Consider the following 16,843-nt stretch of genomic DNA (forward strand, 5'->3'; position numbering starts at 1 on the left):
CGTTGAACCAGCAACCGGGCGGGCGAAAGCGCCATCCTTGACCCCCCCGGGTGCCACCTCTACGATTCCGGCGGATTTTCTGCCGTATTTTCTGAGAGTTGCGGGGAACGATGCGTTTCGTCTGCGATAGCTGCCGCGCGCAGTACATGATTAGCGACGACAAGGTTGGCGCGAAGGGCGTCAAGGTCCGTTGCAAGAAGTGCGGCTACAACATCGTGGTCCGCCCAGCCGGCTCCGAGCCGGTCAAGGAGGAGGGGACGAGTGGTGAGGCCGCTGGCGGTGCGGCCGCGTCCCAGAACCAGGCCACCAACGACGGCTTCGGGTTGCCCCCGACTCTGGGCACGCCTCCCGAGGGCGGCATCTTCAGCGGTGTCGAGGATGACGAGCTCGGAGCCGTGTTCGACCAGGTGCTCAACTCCGGGTCGCACAAGATTCCGGCGGGCGAGGCGTCGGGTCCGGCGCAGCTGGACTCGTCGGCGCTGTCGGATGCCGGCGAGACGGTGCGCAAGCTCGCGGAGGCCGAGGGGAACGCGAAGTCCGCGGCCTCGCACGAGTGGTTCGTGGCCATCGACGAGAAGCAGGTGGGTCCTCTGTCGATGGACAAGGTGAAGGACTACTGGGATCGGGGCGAGGTCGGTCCTGACAGCCTGTGCTGGCGCTCGGGCTTCAGCGACTGGATTCCACTGTCCGAGGCCTCGGAGCTGGCGTCGGTGTTGGCGCCGCGCCCGACGAAGCCGGTCATCGTGGAGCCCGCGCCGGTGGCGTCGTCCACGCCGGTGGCGTCCGGTCCGGTCGAGTCCGCTTTCGCCAGTGGTCTGGCGAAGCCGGCGAAGGCCGATACGCCAGCGCCCGTGGGTCCGTCCGCGCAGGAGTCGGGGTGGAAGCCCTCGGCCGCGAGCGTGCTCGCCTCGCTGGTGAAGGAGGAGAACGAGGCGCTGTCGAAGCCCGCGTCCAAGGCGGCCTCTGCGGAGGAGAAGAAGGGGAAGCCAGCGGCCTCGGGGCTGCTGGATGTTCCTCCGCCGGAGGCGGCTCCCGTGGCGGCGCAGAGCCCGCTGATGGCCGAGCCTCCCGCGCCCGCGCCGTACATGCAGCCCGCTCCGGCGCCGGCCTATGCGCAGCCGCCTCCGCAGGCGTACGCGCAGCCGATGGCCCAGCCGTATCCGCCCCAGGCCTATGCTCCGCCTCCGGGGTACCCTGGCTATCCGCCGCCGGCCGCGCCCGCGCCGAAGCAGGGCGGGAAGATGGGGATGATCATCGGCGCGGTGGCCGCGGGGGTGCTGCTCGTCGGAGGGGGTGCCTTCTTCGCGACCCGGCCCTCCGAGCAGCCGACCCCTGTGACGCCGCCCGCGACGACGCAGCAGATGGCCCAGGCGCCGTCCAAGCCGACGGAAGTGCCGCCCACGCAGCCTCCTCCGACGGCGGTGGCACAGAACACCGCCACGCCCGCGGCGGGCACGACCCAGCCGGCGGCAGCGACGACGCAGCCGGCCACGGCGCCGGCGACTGCTCCCGCGGTCGCCGCGGCGGGGACGCCTGGAACCACGCCTGCGGCGACACCTCCGCCTGCGACTGAGCCGGTGAAGCCCGCCGAGCCGGCGAAGTCGGATCCGCCGCAGGTGGCTCGCGCCGAGGTGCCGGGCAAGCGGACGCCGACCACCTCGAGTCGTCCCCCGCCGTCGCGCACGGCGAGCAAAGACGACGAAGAGCCGGTGCGGAGCAAGCCGCAGCCCGCAAGGGGCGGCGGGAACGCGGATGACGAGTTCGATGAGCTCTTCGGCACGAAGAAGCCCAGCTCCAAGAACGACACGGTGTCGGCGAACGGCCGTACGGCCTACATTCCGCCGGAGCCTGGCGGTGGTGGCGCGGCGCAGGACAGGCTTGGGCAGTCGGACATCATGCAGGTGGTGCTGGCCAACAAGCCGGCGATCATCAAGTGCGTGAACGAGCAGAAGAAGAAGGATCCGGGCCTGAGCGGCAAGCTGGTGATGCGTTGGACGATCCAGACCAACGGCAAGACGAAGAACGTGTCCTGCCAGACGTCGGAGTTCCGCACGACCTACATGGCCACCTGCATCTCTGGGCTGATCAAGGGCTGGAGCTTCCCGAAGCACAAGGTGCAGGGCGATCCGATCGACTTTCCGTTCACGTTCTAAACATCCAAGAGGCGGACAGTCACTTTTGTGGCACTTGTCTCGTACGACTGTCCGCTTCAACGGATGTTGAATTGCCTCATGGGGGATGCGTCGAAGGATGTGTCGACATTCGTTGACACGTCTGGAGCGCCGGGACTAAAGCCGCGCGCTGTAGGACGGAGGGGGGCCTGAGTGAGTGGCCGGAGGCCCGCCTCGACGTATCCATTCAGGAGGAAGTCGAGAATGCAGCTTCGCAAGATGACGTTGATGCTCGCCGTGCTGGGAACGATGAGCATGGTGCTGACGGGTTGCCCGGACGGTGGCCGTGAGAGCCTCGATTGTACGGCGGACACGGACTGCGTCGCGGATGAGATCTGTCACCCGACCGCCAAGGTGTGCGTGCAGACCTGTACCATTGGAGATGATTGCCCCGAGTCGTCGAAGACCTGCGAGGCGATCAGCGCCAGCAACAGCACGAAGATCTGCAAGTGCAGCACGGACGCGCTGTGCCAGCGTGACGAGCGCATCAGCGACGCCTCGGGTCTGAAGTGCTCGGCCGACAAGGTCTGCACGGGCGGCACTACGTCGGGTTGCACCAAGGACGCTGACTGCGGCACGGGTCAAGTCTGCAACACGACTAACGGCACGTGCTCTGCTGCGCCCACTACCTGCTCTGGTGAGGGCAAGAGCGTCTGCGCCTACGGCCAGTACTGCAACAGCAACACGTGCGCGGCGGTTCCCGCTCCTGCGTGTACAAACTACACGAACTTCACTCGGAAAGCTGAACTGGGCACGACCGGCCCCATCATCTTCAAGGCCGTGACGACGAGTGCGGCACTGGATAGCTTCTGCGGCACTGGAAGTACCCCCAAGCGCGTGAAGGTCACTGTGTCTGCCTACTCCAGCACGCCGTTCCCTCAGAGCAAGGATGAGCTGAACGGCCTCTTCTATGTCATGGTCTCGGGTACCCCTGTGGATGGCACCGACCTGATCAGCAGTTCGTCGGGTAACTATACGGTGACCGGAACCAACCGTGAGCGCGCGGACTTCGTCATGAGTTTCTGCGTCGCGGAGTCCAGCGACACCCTGTCTATTGGTACCTACTTCACCAATGGTAACTTCTTCTGCTATCAAGCCAACTACTAACGCTCCAAATATGAGCGTTTGTTAGTGGCAGGGCAGCCGCAGTCGTTGCATTGGAACCCCATCCAGTATGTCGCTGGATGGGGTTCTGTTTTTAAGTGGTAGGTTTGTAGCTTAGAGTTGGTGGGGGTCCGCATGGGAATTCGGTATGAATATGTCCCGGGCGTGGACGTCCCAAGGATTGAGCACACGGGGATTCCGGCGTACTCATAAGGAGAGCACATGCTGCATTCGAAGCTGACTCGCACGCTCGTTGTTGGACTGACGCTTGCCACTTCCGTGGCGTTTGCTGAGGGGACTGCGGCCAGCACTGGTTCCACTCCCAAGCTGGCATGCCCGGCTGGGACGCTGCAAACCGGCAACCTGAAGGATGGTCTCTACTGCCGGAAAGGGGATGTGAAGGCAGGCAGGGGTGATGCGCATGGGCCGTACGCCTCCTACTTCCCCAACGGCAAGAAGAGCGCTGAGGGGCAGTACGTCGATGGCTTTCGCACCGGCTTGTGGACCTTCTACAGCGAGGACGGTCAGGTAAGGGGCAAGACGGAGTTCCAAGGGGGCAACTACCACGGCAAGCACGTGGAGTACTTCCCCAACGGAAAGCAGCGCTTGGTCGAGGAGTTCGCGAACGGCAGGCGCAACGGTCTTGCCCAGGAGTTCTCTGTGGACGGCAAACTCGTTCGCCAAGCTCAGTACCGCGATGATCAGCAGATCGCCGAGAAGTAAGCACGGCTGCCTTGCGGTGACTTCCAGAAGGCCCTCTCCGAGCAGGCGAGGCCCTTCTTCCGGAAGCACTTCCCTCTGTGGACAGGCTCGGCTAGAAGCCCAGTCGTGAAGTTCCCGCCCAATATCCCACAGTTGCCCGATATCCCCGTTTGTTCCGTGGCGGACATGGGCCTCCGCGAGCTTGAGCGCATTCGGCTCATCCTTCGGGGTGGCTCGGTCATCGACTGGCGGCGGATGCACTTCCAGCGCCGGGAGGAGGTCGACCGTTTCCTCCGGCTCTGTCAGATCGACACTTCTCGGCCAGAGGACGAAGCATGGGCTCGCACGGTCCTTGCCGATGCCGTCGAGTACCTCCGTCAGACCTTTGACTACCGGGTCGCGGACGCCGTCGCGGACCCGGATGAGATCCACGATCTATTCCTCTATGCCTCCGGTGTGAAGGGGCTCCCGAGACATCGCCGTATCGCCTGCATTGTGCTCAAGGTTATGCACGTTCTTCAGCACATTGAGGGCCGGGACTTGATGCATCGCTTGGCGGTTTCCGAGGCGGATCTCTCCGAGCTGGTGACTGCTAAGGTGTTGGGTGTAGCGCAGTTGCTTCGGGACAAGGGGTTGCCCATTGTCGAGTTCGCTCATTCTATCAAGTCGCGCGAGTCCCTCATCACGAAGTTGTTGGCCAAGAAGGAAACGGTCGCAGCCCAGATCTATGATCGGACGCGTTTCCGCATCATCACCCAAAAGCCGACGGACATCGTCCCAGTCCTCTACTTCCTGACGCAGCACCTCTTTCCCTTCAACTTCGTCGTACCTGGTCAGACCGAGAACACGCTCGTCTCGTTCAAGTCGGTGCTTGAGGAGAACCCCCACCTCAAGCAGTTCGCCCAGCATCTCCATCTGGATCTCGACTACGAGGACCGCGAGGAGCGCACGCGCAACCTGTTCTCCGGAAACACCTACCGAGCGTTAAACTTCGTCGTGGATGTTCCTGTTCGGATGGATGCCTACTTGCCGTCACCGGCAGAGGACACTCGCGAGCGCAATAACCGCACGGTCTTCACGCTCGTGGAGTTCCAGATCATGGACGAAGAGACCGCTCGCCAGAACGAGGAAGGCGAGAATGCGCACAAACTCTACAAGCGCCGACAGAAGCGGCGAGTCCTGCGCCGTTTGTCTCGTGGGCTGGTCGTTCCAAAGCGGCAAGGCTGAAGCTATACTCTGCCGCTTTGTAGAATCCCGTGAGATTACTGCGATAGCGGCCGCTTCAGTGCTATTCAGAGAATAGGACGTCTATTCGTTGTACCGGCGCACGTAGACGTGGTCTCCCATTGAATTCTCTACAGCGTCGCGACTCTCGTGCCAAGCGACTACGGGTCTCCGAGCAGAATCGATTGCGAGCATAGGGCTCTGGCTATTCTTCTGGCCCTGGTTGATTCCATCTCCGGTAGTTAGGCTATTCCAAGTGGTGCTGTCCCAGTAGCTGGCAAACAGGTGGTAATATCCTGTCTCTGCCATCCCATCGAACTCCTTCCAGGTAATGAAAAGATTACCAGAGGGGGTGGCTTGGAGCCGTGCCTGCCCTGCATAGGTGTAACCGCCATATGCACTCATGGGATCTCCAACTCGCTCCCAGGACTGTGGTCCAGTAGAACGGAAGATTTGGATATCCCTAGGGCCATCAATGTAGGACTCTTCTGTCCAGGCTAGATACAGGTTGTTCTGGGCATCAATGGCCAAGGAGCAGTCACGGGCATATGTTGCTCCTGTGGAGGCGCTAAGACCACCAGAGACGTAGCCGTTGGTGTCGTCGCCGTAGAAGGGTGGAACCGCAGAGGCCCAAGAGCCGTTTGATTGAAGGCGCATGACGTAGATGTTCGTAGGGGAGTATTCCTCTAGCGTCTGTTCCTGGAAGGCCACAATGGGTTGGCCATTGCTGTCCAACACGAGCGAGGGCTTGGTGGCGCTGGTAAACTTACTTACGGCACTGACCACGCCTCCATAAGAGCCCACACTGGTGAATGCTGCTCCATTGACGGATTTCCAGACGTAAATAGCCGAGAATTCATCGATATTCATCTCATCCCAGGCAACGTAGATATCGTTTCCGCGTATCGCGAGCGAGGGATTGCGGGCGGGCGTCGCAACCGGGCTGGAACGCGTGTCATTTTCGGCGGATATGACTCCGGAGCCCACGGATTGCCAGGTGGTTCCCGTCCAACGTCTGATGTAGATGTTCTCGTTGAACCCGTCCGATTCCTGCCATGCCACGATGGGGTTTCCGCTGCCATCAAGCACCAGCGCAGGCTTGTAGGCGGAGCCGCTTGAGGTACCGTTCAGCGCGCTTCCAATCGGCGTGAACGCGTTACCGTCCCAGCGATAGACGTAGATGGATGACTTGCCTCCCGCAGTGGCCTCCTCACTCCATGCAACCACTGGGTTGTCCTGGCCATCGAGCGCCATGGCAGTGTCTTTCAGAAGCGTATTGCCGCCCACTGCATGCAGTGGTCCACCGAACGAGTACCAGTGTGGAAGCTGAAAGCTCCACGGCGTGCTCGGAACAACGAGCGCGTTGCCAGCCGAGTCGGTGATGCCACTGCTCAGGCCAATCGAGACGGTCGCTGGCAGGGGAGGCTTCACCTTGGGGGCGAGGGTCAGTGTTCTGCCGTCGCTCGAAAGCGAGAGCGTCTTCTCTGCCAACACTCCAGAGACGGTGAAGCTCACCGTGGTATCGCTGATCGTCGTGGCCTTCACCGGTTTCGAGAAGAGCACCTGGATGGGCGTGCTGTACGCCACATTGGTCGAGCTGGGGGCCGGTGAACGCGAAGCGACCTGCAGATTGGTACGGTCGACGATGACGGTGACGGGCGCGCTCGAGAAGGTCCGGCCCGCCTTGAGGGCACGAACTGTCAGCGTGTAACTGCCCTCAGGCTCAGCTGCGGTGTTCCAGGTGTAGCGATAGGGCGAGTCGATGATCGCGAGCTCCGCCTCATTCTTGTAGAGCCGCACCAGGTCAGGTGTTCCTCCGCGCACGTCGACTGCGAGTTCAACGGACCCGCTCGTGTAGAACGTGCCCGTCGGAGCGGTGATCGTGACAGACAGCTCCGTGGAGGGTGTTCCTGAGTCCGGGTTCACACCCGCGTCGGTTTGTGTCGGGGGACTGGTGTCGATCTCCGGCAGCTGCAGGCATGCGGACATCAATCCGGCGAGAAACAGGGGGATGTAACGTTTGAGGGTTGGCATGCCACTCCGCTGTGCAGGCTCCATTCCAGGTGCCTGGGGCTGAGTCTCGGGCTCTTACGCTCGTAAGCCCCCGAAACGACTCGCGGAGAATGCCTCAGTTCCACTTGCGCCGTGAATCCATCCAGGAGTCCCGTCTCACTCCCAGGATGCGCCGTCCGCAACGCTGGACGCCTGGACCCTCGAAACACCCGCGCCGCTCCAGGAGGCCCTCCTTGGGGCTCCCGAGCGGCGCGTGGGTGACACCGGGTCCGCGACAGCGGCTACTTCTTCTTCCGATTCTTCTTCTTGTTTTCCTTCTCGCGCTTGCGGCGCTCCTTGATGGCGTCCTTGTTCTCGGGCTTGCCCGCGGCCGACGGCGGCGCGTAGCCCATCATCCGCGCCTTGGCCATCGCCGCCTGTCCCATCGGCGCCGTATAGCCCGGGGCGATCTGCGGCATCTGCATCGGCATGCCCCCCATCCCCATCCCCGCCATCGCCTTCTCCATCATCTTCGGGTCCTTCCCGAAGATGCTCGACATGTCCATGTTCTTCATCTGCGCCAGCTGGCCCATCTGCTTGAAGCCAGGGATGCGCCCCAACAGGCCCGGGTTCTGCCCAATCGTCCCCATCACCTGCTGCATCATCCCGAACTTCTGCAGCAGCTCGCGCACCTCTTCCGTCTTGCGCCCGCTTCCCTTCGCGATGCGCTTCACCCGGCTGTCGTTGATCAGGTTCGGACGCAGCCGCTCCTGCTCCGTCATCGAGTCGTACATCGCCTCGATCTTCGTCAGCTCCTTCTCGTCCGGGTTCAGATGCTCCGTCATCTCCCCGAAGAGCGGGAACTTCTCCAGCAGATCCTTCAGCGGGCCCATCTTCCGCACCATGCGGATCTGCTCGACGAAGTCCTTCATCGAGAAGTTGCCCGACAGCAGCTTCTGCGCGTCCTCCGCCGCCTTCTTCTCGTCGACGACGCCCTCGAAGTCCTTCATCAGGCCGACGATGTCGCCGAAGCCCAGAATCCGGCTCGCCAGGCCATCCGGGCGGAACTCCTCGAGCTTGTCCATCGACTCGCCCATGCCCAGGAACTTGATGGGCTTGCCCGTCACCTCCTTGATGGACAGCGCCGCGCCACCGCGCGCATCACCGTCCAGCTTCGTGAGGATGAAGCCGTCCAGGCTCAACCGCCGGTCGAACTCGGCCGCCGTGCGCACCGCGTCCTGGCCAATCATCGCGTCGCACACCAGCAGGATGTTGTCCGGCCGGACGTTCGCCTTGATGGCCTCCAGCTCGGTCATCAGGGCCTCGTCGATCGCCAACCGGCCCGCGGTGTCGATCAGCACCACGTCGCACTTCTGCTCGCGCGCCGCGGCATACCCGCGCTTCGCCAGCTCCGGCGGCGGCACGTTGGGCTCGAAGTACACCGGCACCTTCAACCGCTCGCCCAGCACCTTGAGCTGATCCACGGCCGCCGGACGGTAGATGTCCGCCGCCACCAACAGCGGCTTGCGCCCCTCCTTGAGGAGCTTGCTGGCGAGCTTGCCCGTGGTCGTCGTCTTACCCGAGCCCTGCAGGCCCACCATCATGATGCCGCTGACCTGGTCCTTGGGCTTGAGCTGGATGCTCGTGTCCACAGGGCCCATCAGGGCCTCGAGCTCGTCGTGGCAGATCTTGACGAAGTGGTCGCCCGCCGTGACGCGGTGCTTCTGGCCGGCCTTGTCGGTCACGGTCGTCTGCACGACCTCCCCGACGGCCTTCTCGCGCACCCGCGCGACGAACTTCTTCACCACATCGAAGGCGACGTCCGCTTCGAGCAGGGAGACGCGGATGTCGCGAAGCGACTCGTCCACCATCTCCGGGGTGATCTCTCTCTTGCCCGCAAGGCGGTTCTTGGCGGCTCGGAAGCCCTTGGCGACGGTCTCAAGCATGGCGGTCGCTATATAACAGCGCAGGCCAGGACGGGATGCCCAAGTGCGTCGAGCCGTCCACCAGTCGAGAAATAAGCGCCCTTCGCCCCGGGCCTACCCCATCGCCCGGCCGGCTGAGACCCAGGCAGCCCGGCCGGCCGGGCCCCTGGAAGGTGCCTGCCGCCCGGGCCGGACGGCAGGTCCTGCCTACCACCTCAGTTGGGGCGCGACTGCGCCTCCATCTTCTTGCGCAGGCTCAGCGGACGCATGTCCGTCCACACCTGCTTGATGTGCTCCAGGCACTCGGCCTTGGGGCCCTGCTTGCCCGCGTCCTTCCAACCCGGCGCGTTCTCCCGGTCCGCCGGCCAGATGGAGTACTGCTCCTCGTGGTTCATCACGACCTTGTAGACGGTCGTATCCTCTTGCTCGCTCATGGTTGAGTGCTCCTACAGGTGAACGGGGATTCGCGGGACGTCAGAAGAAGAGCTCCGCCTGGATGTAGGGCAGCGAAGCGGTGATTCCCTTCTCCTGGCACCACGCGAGCATCTTGCGCGCCTCGATGAGCTGCGGCGAGTTCTCATGGTACCCCATGGCCATGACATGCCCCATCCAGGGCTCGCGGCCCATGGCGTAGATGTGGACCTGCTTGGGGTTGATCCGCCGGGCGATCTCGATGGCCCGATCGGCGTTGGAGCCGTTGAGGCGCCGCGACTGGTCCATCTTGCGCGGCAGCGGCGCGGGCAGCAGCGGGCCGTACATCCAGCTCAGCGGCCCACCCTCGGACTCCATGCCGAGGAACAGCACGTCGATGTCCCCCACGGCCGCGTGGACGTGGTCGTACATGCGCGGCTCGAGCGCGTTGGAGTCCGCCGCCATCAGCAGCGAGCGGCCCTTGAGCTGCACCAGGTGCGCCAGCTTCGCCTGGATGTTGAGGTCCGCGTGCTCGCCGATGAAGGGCACTCCCGTGATGGAGCCGCCCGGCACCTCGATGGACTCCAGCTCGGACAGCGTCACCACGTTCTTGAAGCCAACCGCCTTCAGCATCAGCTTGAGCGAGGGGTCCGCCAGGCCGCCACCGTTGCTGGCCGGAACCACGATGGTGCCGATCCGCTGACGCAGCTGCAGCAGCGGCTCGAACATCAGGTGGTCCGCGTGCCCGTGGGTGATGAGCACGTAGTCGATCTTCTCCGGCAGATCCGCGTGCGTGTAGCGCGGCACGTCCGTGGGGAAGTCGTAGGAGATGACGGGATCCGTCAGGATGCTCACGTCGCGCGACTCGATGAGCACGCAGGCGTGGCCGATGTAGCGCACGCGCACGCCGTCGCCGTCATAGCGCGGGGCCGGACGCGGAGCCTGGTCCGTGAAGAAGGTGGAGAAGAGCTCGGCATCCCTGGCGCCAATGCCCATGGCCTCGCGGATGGCGTCCACCGAGCCCGGGGTGCGCCGCATGGCGTAGAGCTGGTCGATGGCCTCGTGGCGGAAGGGCAGGTGCACCTGGAGCGTGTCCTTGTCCGAGTCCAGCCGCGGCGTGCTGAAGACGTACGGCCGGGCATCCCCCTTCAGCAGGCGGAACGACAGGCTCTGCGAGGACTCCTTGTAGTGCGGGCTGCGGTAGAGCAGCGGCTCGAAGAAACGCGCCGACGCCCGGTTGTTCAGGTCGTACAGCAGTTCCACGTACCCCTGGAGGATGTCCGGCACCTTCTTGTACAGCTCCTCCAACGACGCGCCGTTGGACGGGAGCAGCAGCTTGTCCAGCTCCGCCACCGCCTGGGCGAACTGGAGCGAGGCCGCCTGCTCCTTGCGCGTCCGCTCCAGCAATTCCTTGACCTCGCCCGCCCGCTCGACGCCGTAGTTGAGGTAGGGGCCACCGGCCAGCGCCGGATTCTTCAGCGCCGCCACGTGGATGGCCGGGTTGGCCACGAACGACTCCATGATCTTCACATGGTGGTTGGCCACGTACAGCGGCGCGGTCGCGGGCGCGATGAGGTACCACCACGCGTACCACTGGTTGTACAGCGGCTCGACGGCAACGTTCTGCTTCAGGTACAGCGCGGGCTGGGACACGCGGTGCTCCTCGGGCCCCCAGGAGCCCGAAGTGATGAGGGTGGCGAGATGATGAAAGACCCGGATGCCGGGAGCAAGGGGGGGCTCACCCATCGGCTCTCGGGAACCGGGAATGTCCCGGCCGGGGTGCGGTACCCTCCGGCTCCATGCCCCCTTCGAAGAAACGACCCGTCTCGCTGGCGGGTGCCCTCGTGGCGCTCGCCCTCCTGGCCGGCTGCGATACCCCGGCGCCTCCTCCGGACGCCGTCATCTTCGGCAAGACGCAGGTGTACCTCAACGGCGCGAGGGCTTCCGTTCGCACCGAGGAGACGAACCTCGGAAATCTCACCGCCGATGCCTACCTCTGGTTCGCCCGGAAGAAGGATCCCTCCACCGTCATCTCCCTCCGGAACAGTGGCGGCATCCGTGAATCCATCGAGACCGGCGAGATCAGGCAGCTCGACATCGAGAAGAGCCTGGCCTTCAACAACGCGCTGGTGCTCGTCACCGTCACCGCCGCACAGCTCGAACAGGTGCTGGAGCACGGCGTGGCGGCCGTGGCCCCCGACGTCACCGCGGGCCAGTTCCTCCAGGTGAGCGGTCTCCGCTTCGAGTACGACGCCAGCAAGCCCGCCCAGCTGTTCGACCTCGACGGCAACCTCCTCACCGAGGGCGAGCGCATCCGCCAGGCCGTCATCGTGGATGGCTCCGGCAACGTGGTGGATACCCTCGTGTCCAATGGCGCCCTCGCCGGAGATCCCGAACGCACCTTCCGCATGGTGACGCTCGACTTCGTCGTCGCCCTCGGAGGCGACTACTTCCCCTTCCCCCTCTTCGAGCTCCAGAACGCGGCCCGCTACAACCTCGTCCCGCTGGACACCACCCCCAACAACCAGGGCTTCAACGACGAGGGCCGTGAGCACAGGGCCTTCGCGGACTACCTCGCCGCCACCTGGCCCGCCTCCGGTCCGGGCTACGCCGAGGCCGATACCCCCAAGGAAGCCGATACGCGCATCAAGTCCGTCGGCCCGTGAGGCGCGCCGGCGCCGCCCGCCCGGGCTCCGAGCAGGCATGCTGCAGGCCCGGGGGATTCACACTAGGATGCCGGCCTCGCCTTTGGCCGCTCTGAGGGGTTCACGGATGGAGGAAGAGTTCTCACTCGTCGGCATGACGGAGGACATGGGGATCAACTCCGTCCTCTTCGGCTTCATCGGCTTGTGCCAGATGGCCTTCCCCCAGCGCCTCCGGGCCTGCTTCCTGCTGGGCAGCCATGCGACGGGGGATGGGGTCGCCGACAGCGACCTCGACCTGCTGCTCGTCTTCAAGGACCGGTTCCAGGAAGGGGAGGGGGAGCGCCATGAGCACTTCCGCCGCTCCGTGGGCATGATGGCCCGCTTCCCCCTGGATGTGAGCGCCATGGACGAGGCCCGGCTGATGGCCGAAGGCACCGTCAACCTGAAGCGGGCCTCCCTGTTGCTGGCGGGGGAAGACATCCGCGAGCGCATCCCGCTGATGCCCCTCGAGCAGTGGCTGCGCTTCTGCATGCACCGGCCCTATATGTTCATGGAGCGCGCCCGCGCTCGCGCCGAGGGCGAACCCCTGCGCTACCCGCTCGCCCATCCGGACCCGCGGGGCGAACTCTACGGCTACGATCACTCCGCCGTACTGGATGCCCAGGGCATGCCGCACCGGGGCTTCAAGGAACTGGTCACCCTGGCCAGCCGGCTCGCGGCGGCCGAGGTGGCTCTGGCCGGAAAACACGTGTTCTCCAAGCGCGACGCCATCGAGGCGCACCGCCTGCACGTCAACAACGAGCGGACGCTCCTGTTCGAGCAGATCCACGAGTGCCGCAAGCGCTGGGGCTACCGGGTGCCGGATGCCCCCGAGGACCAGGCGAACCTGCGCTCCCTCTGCGCCCGCATCCTGGACGCGGAGAACCATTTCCTGGGCCTCTACAAGGACTACCTGCTCGCCGAGCTCCAGCGCGGAGAGGTTCGCGACCGGGTGCTGGCCGCCCGGCGCCTGGGGGAGATCCTCTATCCCGGCTCCGAGGTGCCCGCCGCCCTGACTCCGCTCCAGGAAGCGCCGGAACCCGAGCTGCGCGAGGCCGCCCGGGAGTCGCTTCGCCTCATCGAGCGGTACTCCGCCCACCAGAACTCTCCAGCGGCCTGAGTCTTCGAGCCTTCCTCCGAGGAGTGTGGATGTCCACGCCCGCGCTGTACCTGAAGCAGAACGTCGTCACCGAACCGCTCTACAACCAGTGGTACGCGTGGTGGTTCCTGGCCTCGCCCATGACGGCGCCACTCTTCGTGGCCAACCTCCATGTGAAGATCATGGAGTCCTTCGTGGACAACCCGGCCATCCACGTGGCCGCGCTGAAGAGCCCGGTGCTGCGGGGCGGGCCCTACATCAACTACGGCGTGCAGCAGGTGGACGCGGTCAAGGCCCTGCTCGAGCGCACCCTGAAGGAAGAGGCCCTGTCCCTGCGGTACGCGGAGGCCGTCCTGGAGCTGGAGAAGCTGCTGGACTCGGCCGAGGGTTTCTCCCTGGAGGAACTGTACCCGCGCGTGCCGGACCTGCTGCGCGGCTACGTGGAGCTCACGTATGACATGAAGAACCGGGCCTCGCCCCGCTTCTTCGAGTCGCTCCTCTACCGCAGCCCCTTCCACCGCGAGTCCTCGCAGAGCCTCTGCATGCGGCTCATCCATGGAGACGCCCGGCCCTACGTCTTCAGCACCCCACGGCTGGATACGCTCGACGGCAGCCTCCAGGTGAAGGTTCCCTACCGGCACCAGGCCCTCGACCAGCTCTACGCCATGCGGCGCACCCCCGGCCCCGTGGAGCCCGTGCGCGAGGCGCTGGGAATCGAGTCCCGGGACTTCGAGACCTTCTCCTCCTTCTTCACGGACCAGCCGCCGCGCCCCGCTCCCCGGTACGACGGCGATGGTGTGCGCGTGCGCTACTTCGGCCACGCGTGCGTGCTCATCGAGTCGCGCCACGTCAGCCTCCTCACGGATCCGGTCGTCAGCTACGACTTCCCCACGGACATGCCGCGCTACACCTTCGCGGATCTGCCGGAGAAGATCGACTACGTGCTCATCACCCACGGGCACGCCGATCACCTGATGTTCGAGCCGCTGCTCCAGCTGCGCCACCGCATCGGCACCATCGTGGTGCCCGCGAACAACGGCGGACGGATCGCGGACCCCTCGCTCAAGCTGATGCTCAAGCACGCCGGCTTCCACAACGTGGTGGCGCTCTCGGACCTGGAGTCCCTGCCGCTCCCCGGTGGCGAGCTCATCGGCCTGCCCTTCATCGGCGAGCACGGAGATCTCGACATCCAGGCCAAGATCGCCCACCTCGTCCGGCTCGAGGGGAAGAACCTGTTGATGGCCGCCGACTCCAACGCGCTCGAGCCGCGCCTCTACGAGCATGTCCACCGCGAGGTGGGGAACATCGACATGATGTGGCTGGGCATGGAGTCCGAAGGTGGGCCGCTGAGCTGGATGTACGGCCCCCTGCTGCCCGCTCCCATGCCCAGGAAGATGGATCAGTCCCGGCGGCTCAATGGCTCCAACGCCGTGCGCGCCATCGAGATCGTCCAGCGGCTCGAGCCCGGGCAGGTCTTCATCTACGCCATGGGCCGCGAGCCCTGGCTGGGCCATGTGATGGTGATGGGCTACCACGAGAACTCGCCGCAGCTCGTGGAGTCCCGCAAGCTGCTCGAGTACTGCCGCCAGCACGGCATCACCGCGGACATGCCCTACGGTCAGGCCGAGCTCTTCCTCCGCTGACGGCCTCCGCCCCCCACCGCATGTCCCAGGACTCTTCCTCCTCCACCGTGCGCCGCCTCCTGGGACTGGCCCGGGCCGAGTGGCGAGCCCTGTCCGCCGGCGTCTTCTTCCTGCTGCTCAGCAGCGGCATGGCCCTCGTCTTCCCCCAGGCCCTCCGGTTCATCATCGACGAGGCACTCGGGGCCAGGAATCAGGCCTTCATCGACCGGGCCGCGCTCGGGCTCATCGCCGTCTTCGCCGTGCAGGCCGGGGCCGATGCGCTGCGCTACTCCTTCTTCACCCACGCGGGCGAGCGCATCGTGACGCGGCTGCGGCACGAGCTGTTCGCCAGCCTCGTGGCCCAGGAGGTGGCCTTCTTCGACGAGCACAAGACCGGCGAGCTCACGAGCCGGCTCACCGCCGATACCCAGGTGCTCCAACACGCGGTGAGCAACAACATCGCCACGGCCCTGCGCTGTGGCGCCCAGGCGGCTGGTGGCCTGGCCCTGTTGCTCTACACCTCGCCGCTCCTCACCCTGTTGATGCTGGCCATCGTGCCCCCCGTGGTCGTCGCGACCGTGCTCTTCGGCCGGCGCATCCGGCAGACCTCGCGGAGGGTGCAGGCCGCGCTCGCCGAGGCCAATGGTGTGGCCGATGAAGTCCTATCCGGCATCCGCACCGTGCGCGCCTTCGCCGCCGAGCGCCATGAAGTAGGGCGCTACCGCCTCGGTCTCGAGCGCGCCTTCGAGGTGGCTCGCGAGCGCGCCCGCCTGTCCACCGCTTATGTTGCCAGCACCTCCTTCGCGGGCCTCGCCGCCGCCGCCGTCGTGCTGTGGTACGGCAGTAGGTTGATGCTCCGGGGCGAGCTCTCCATGGGCGGTCTTACCTCCTTCCTCGTCTACTCCACCCTCGTCTCCATGGCCCTGAGCGGGCTGACCGACCTGTGGGCGGACCTCATGCGCGCCTCGGGCTGCGCCGAGCGCGTCTTCGAGATGCTCGACCGCCAGCCCTCCATGCCCTCCTCGGGCGGCGAGCGTCTCCGGGAGCTTCAGGGCGAGATCCGGTTCCAGGCCGTGCGCTTCGCCTATCCCGCTCGCCCGGACCTGCCCGTGCTCCATGACATCGACCTGGGGCTCCAGCCGGGCGAGGTGGTGGCCATCGTCGGGCCCTCGGGCGCCGGCAAGTCCACCATCGCCGGGCTGCTGACGCGCATGTATGACCCCCAGGGCGGGCGCGTGCTGCTGGATGGGATGGAGTTGCGCTCCCTGGACCCCGAGTGGCTCCGGCAGCGGATTGGCACCGTGGCCCAGGAGCCGCTGCTGTTCGCCTCGTCCATCGCCGACAACATCCGCTACGGCCGCATGGATGCCTCGGACGCGGAGCTCGAGGCCGCCGCTCGCGCCGCCAACGCCCACGAGTTCATCTCCCGCTTCCCCGAGGGTTATCGCACCCTGGTGGGCGAGCGCGGTGTGCAGCTGTCCGGTGGTCAGAAGCAGCGCATCGCCATCGCTCGCGCCGTGCTGAAGGACCCGCGCTTGTTGGTGCTCGATGAGGCCACCAGCGCGCTCGACGCGGAGAGTGAGCATCTGGTGCAGGAGGCCCTGGAGCGGCTGATGCGGGGCCGCACCACGCTCATCATCGCGCACCGCCTCTCCACCGTGATTGGCGCGGACCGCGTGCTGGTGCTCGAGGGGGGCAGGGTGGTGCAGAGCGGCGACCACTCCACCCTCATGGGCCAGGAGGGGCTCTACCGCAGGCTGGTGGAGCGCCAGTTCGTGGCCGCCTGACGCTCCCGGGACTGATCCGTGACTATTTCCCCTCGCCCTCCGGGAGAGGGACGGGGTGAGGGTTCCACGGCCCCCGGGTTGAATCCCCTGTCCACATCGTGGGACACGGGTTGGAGAACGGG

Annotated in this window: 12 protein-coding genes; 8 read left to right on the plus strand and 4 right to left on the minus strand. The window is 65.4% G+C overall.

Annotated elements, in window-relative coordinates; translation table 11 throughout:
* The first annotated feature begins 110 nt into the window (after window positions 1-110).
* The 4 genes from gltJ to Q664_RS03425 all read left to right on the plus strand — a co-directional run bounded on the left by gltJ (window position 111) and on the right by Q664_RS03425 (window position 5,204).
* Window positions 111-2,153 carry an adventurous gliding motility protein GltJ gene (gene gltJ, locus Q664_RS03410; protein ID WP_043389798.1) on the plus strand — a complete coding sequence of 681 codons (2,043 nt, stop codon included), beginning with the start codon at window positions 111-113 and terminating at the stop codon, window positions 2,151-2,153.
* A gap of 222 nt (window positions 2,154-2,375) precedes the next feature.
* Window positions 2,376-3,278, plus strand: coding sequence for a hypothetical protein (locus Q664_RS03415; protein WP_052517618.1), 903 nt, complete (start codon window positions 2,376-2,378; stop codon window positions 3,276-3,278).
* Window positions 3,279-3,497: 219 nt separating this feature from the next.
* On the plus strand, window positions 3,498-3,998 hold the full coding sequence (locus Q664_RS03420) for a toxin-antitoxin system YwqK family antitoxin (protein WP_043389800.1): 501 nt from the start codon (window positions 3,498-3,500) through the stop codon (window positions 3,996-3,998).
* Window positions 3,999-4,163: 165 nt separating this feature from the next.
* Complete coding sequence (locus tag Q664_RS03425) at window positions 4,164-5,204, plus strand: TIGR04552 family protein (RefSeq protein WP_084609496.1); 1,041 nt, start codon at window positions 4,164-4,166, stop codon at window positions 5,202-5,204.
* Between the two features lie 81 nt (window positions 5,205-5,285).
* On the opposite strand, the gene Q664_RS54425 is transcribed toward Q664_RS03425, so the two are convergent.
* The 4 genes from Q664_RS54425 to Q664_RS03445 form a co-directional block, all read right to left on the minus strand.
* The gene (locus tag Q664_RS54425; RefSeq protein WP_075207313.1) at window positions 5,286-7,235 is read right to left on the minus strand and encodes an Ig-like domain-containing protein; all 1,950 of its coding nucleotides are present in this window, start codon (window positions 7,233-7,235) and stop codon (window positions 5,286-5,288) included.
* Window positions 7,236-7,495: 260 nt separating this feature from the next.
* Window positions 7,496-9,139, minus strand: coding sequence for a signal recognition particle protein (ffh, locus tag Q664_RS03435; RefSeq protein WP_043389802.1), 1,644 nt, complete (start codon window positions 9,137-9,139; stop codon window positions 7,496-7,498).
* Window positions 9,140-9,333: 194 nt separating this feature from the next.
* Window positions 9,334-9,552: an MbtH family protein gene (locus tag Q664_RS03440; protein WP_043389803.1), complete on the minus strand. Its 219-nt coding sequence runs from the start codon at window positions 9,550-9,552 to the stop codon at window positions 9,334-9,336.
* Between the two features lie 40 nt (window positions 9,553-9,592).
* Window positions 9,593-11,182, minus strand: a complete 1,590-nt coding sequence (locus Q664_RS03445) for an MBL fold metallo-hydrolase (RefSeq protein WP_043389820.1) — start codon at window positions 11,180-11,182, stop codon at window positions 9,593-9,595.
* 146 nt (window positions 11,183-11,328) lie between these two features.
* Between Q664_RS03445 and Q664_RS03450 the strand changes: the two genes are divergently transcribed.
* From Q664_RS03450 to Q664_RS03465, 4 genes are all read left to right on the plus strand, one after another.
* Window positions 11,329-12,195, plus strand: a complete 867-nt coding sequence (locus Q664_RS03450) for a 5'-nucleotidase C-terminal domain-containing protein (RefSeq protein WP_043389804.1) — start codon at window positions 11,329-11,331, stop codon at window positions 12,193-12,195.
* Between the two features lie 106 nt (window positions 12,196-12,301).
* The gene (locus tag Q664_RS03455) at window positions 12,302-13,333 is read left to right on the plus strand and encodes a nucleotidyltransferase domain-containing protein (RefSeq protein ID WP_043389805.1); all 1,032 of its coding nucleotides are present in this window, start codon (window positions 12,302-12,304) and stop codon (window positions 13,331-13,333) included.
* 29 nt (window positions 13,334-13,362) lie between these two features.
* On the plus strand, window positions 13,363-14,955 hold the full coding sequence (locus Q664_RS03460; RefSeq protein WP_043389806.1) for an MBL fold metallo-hydrolase: 1,593 nt from the start codon (window positions 13,363-13,365) through the stop codon (window positions 14,953-14,955).
* 20 nt (window positions 14,956-14,975) lie between these two features.
* Window positions 14,976-16,721 carry an ABC transporter ATP-binding protein gene (locus Q664_RS03465; protein WP_043389807.1) on the plus strand — a complete coding sequence of 582 codons (1,746 nt, stop codon included), beginning with the start codon at window positions 14,976-14,978 and terminating at the stop codon, window positions 16,719-16,721.
* Window positions 16,722-16,843 lie beyond the last annotated feature (122 nt).

Source organism: Archangium violaceum Cb vi76, assembly GCF_000733295.1.
Lineage (GTDB): Bacteria > Myxococcota > Myxococcia > Myxococcales > Myxococcaceae > Archangium > Archangium violaceum.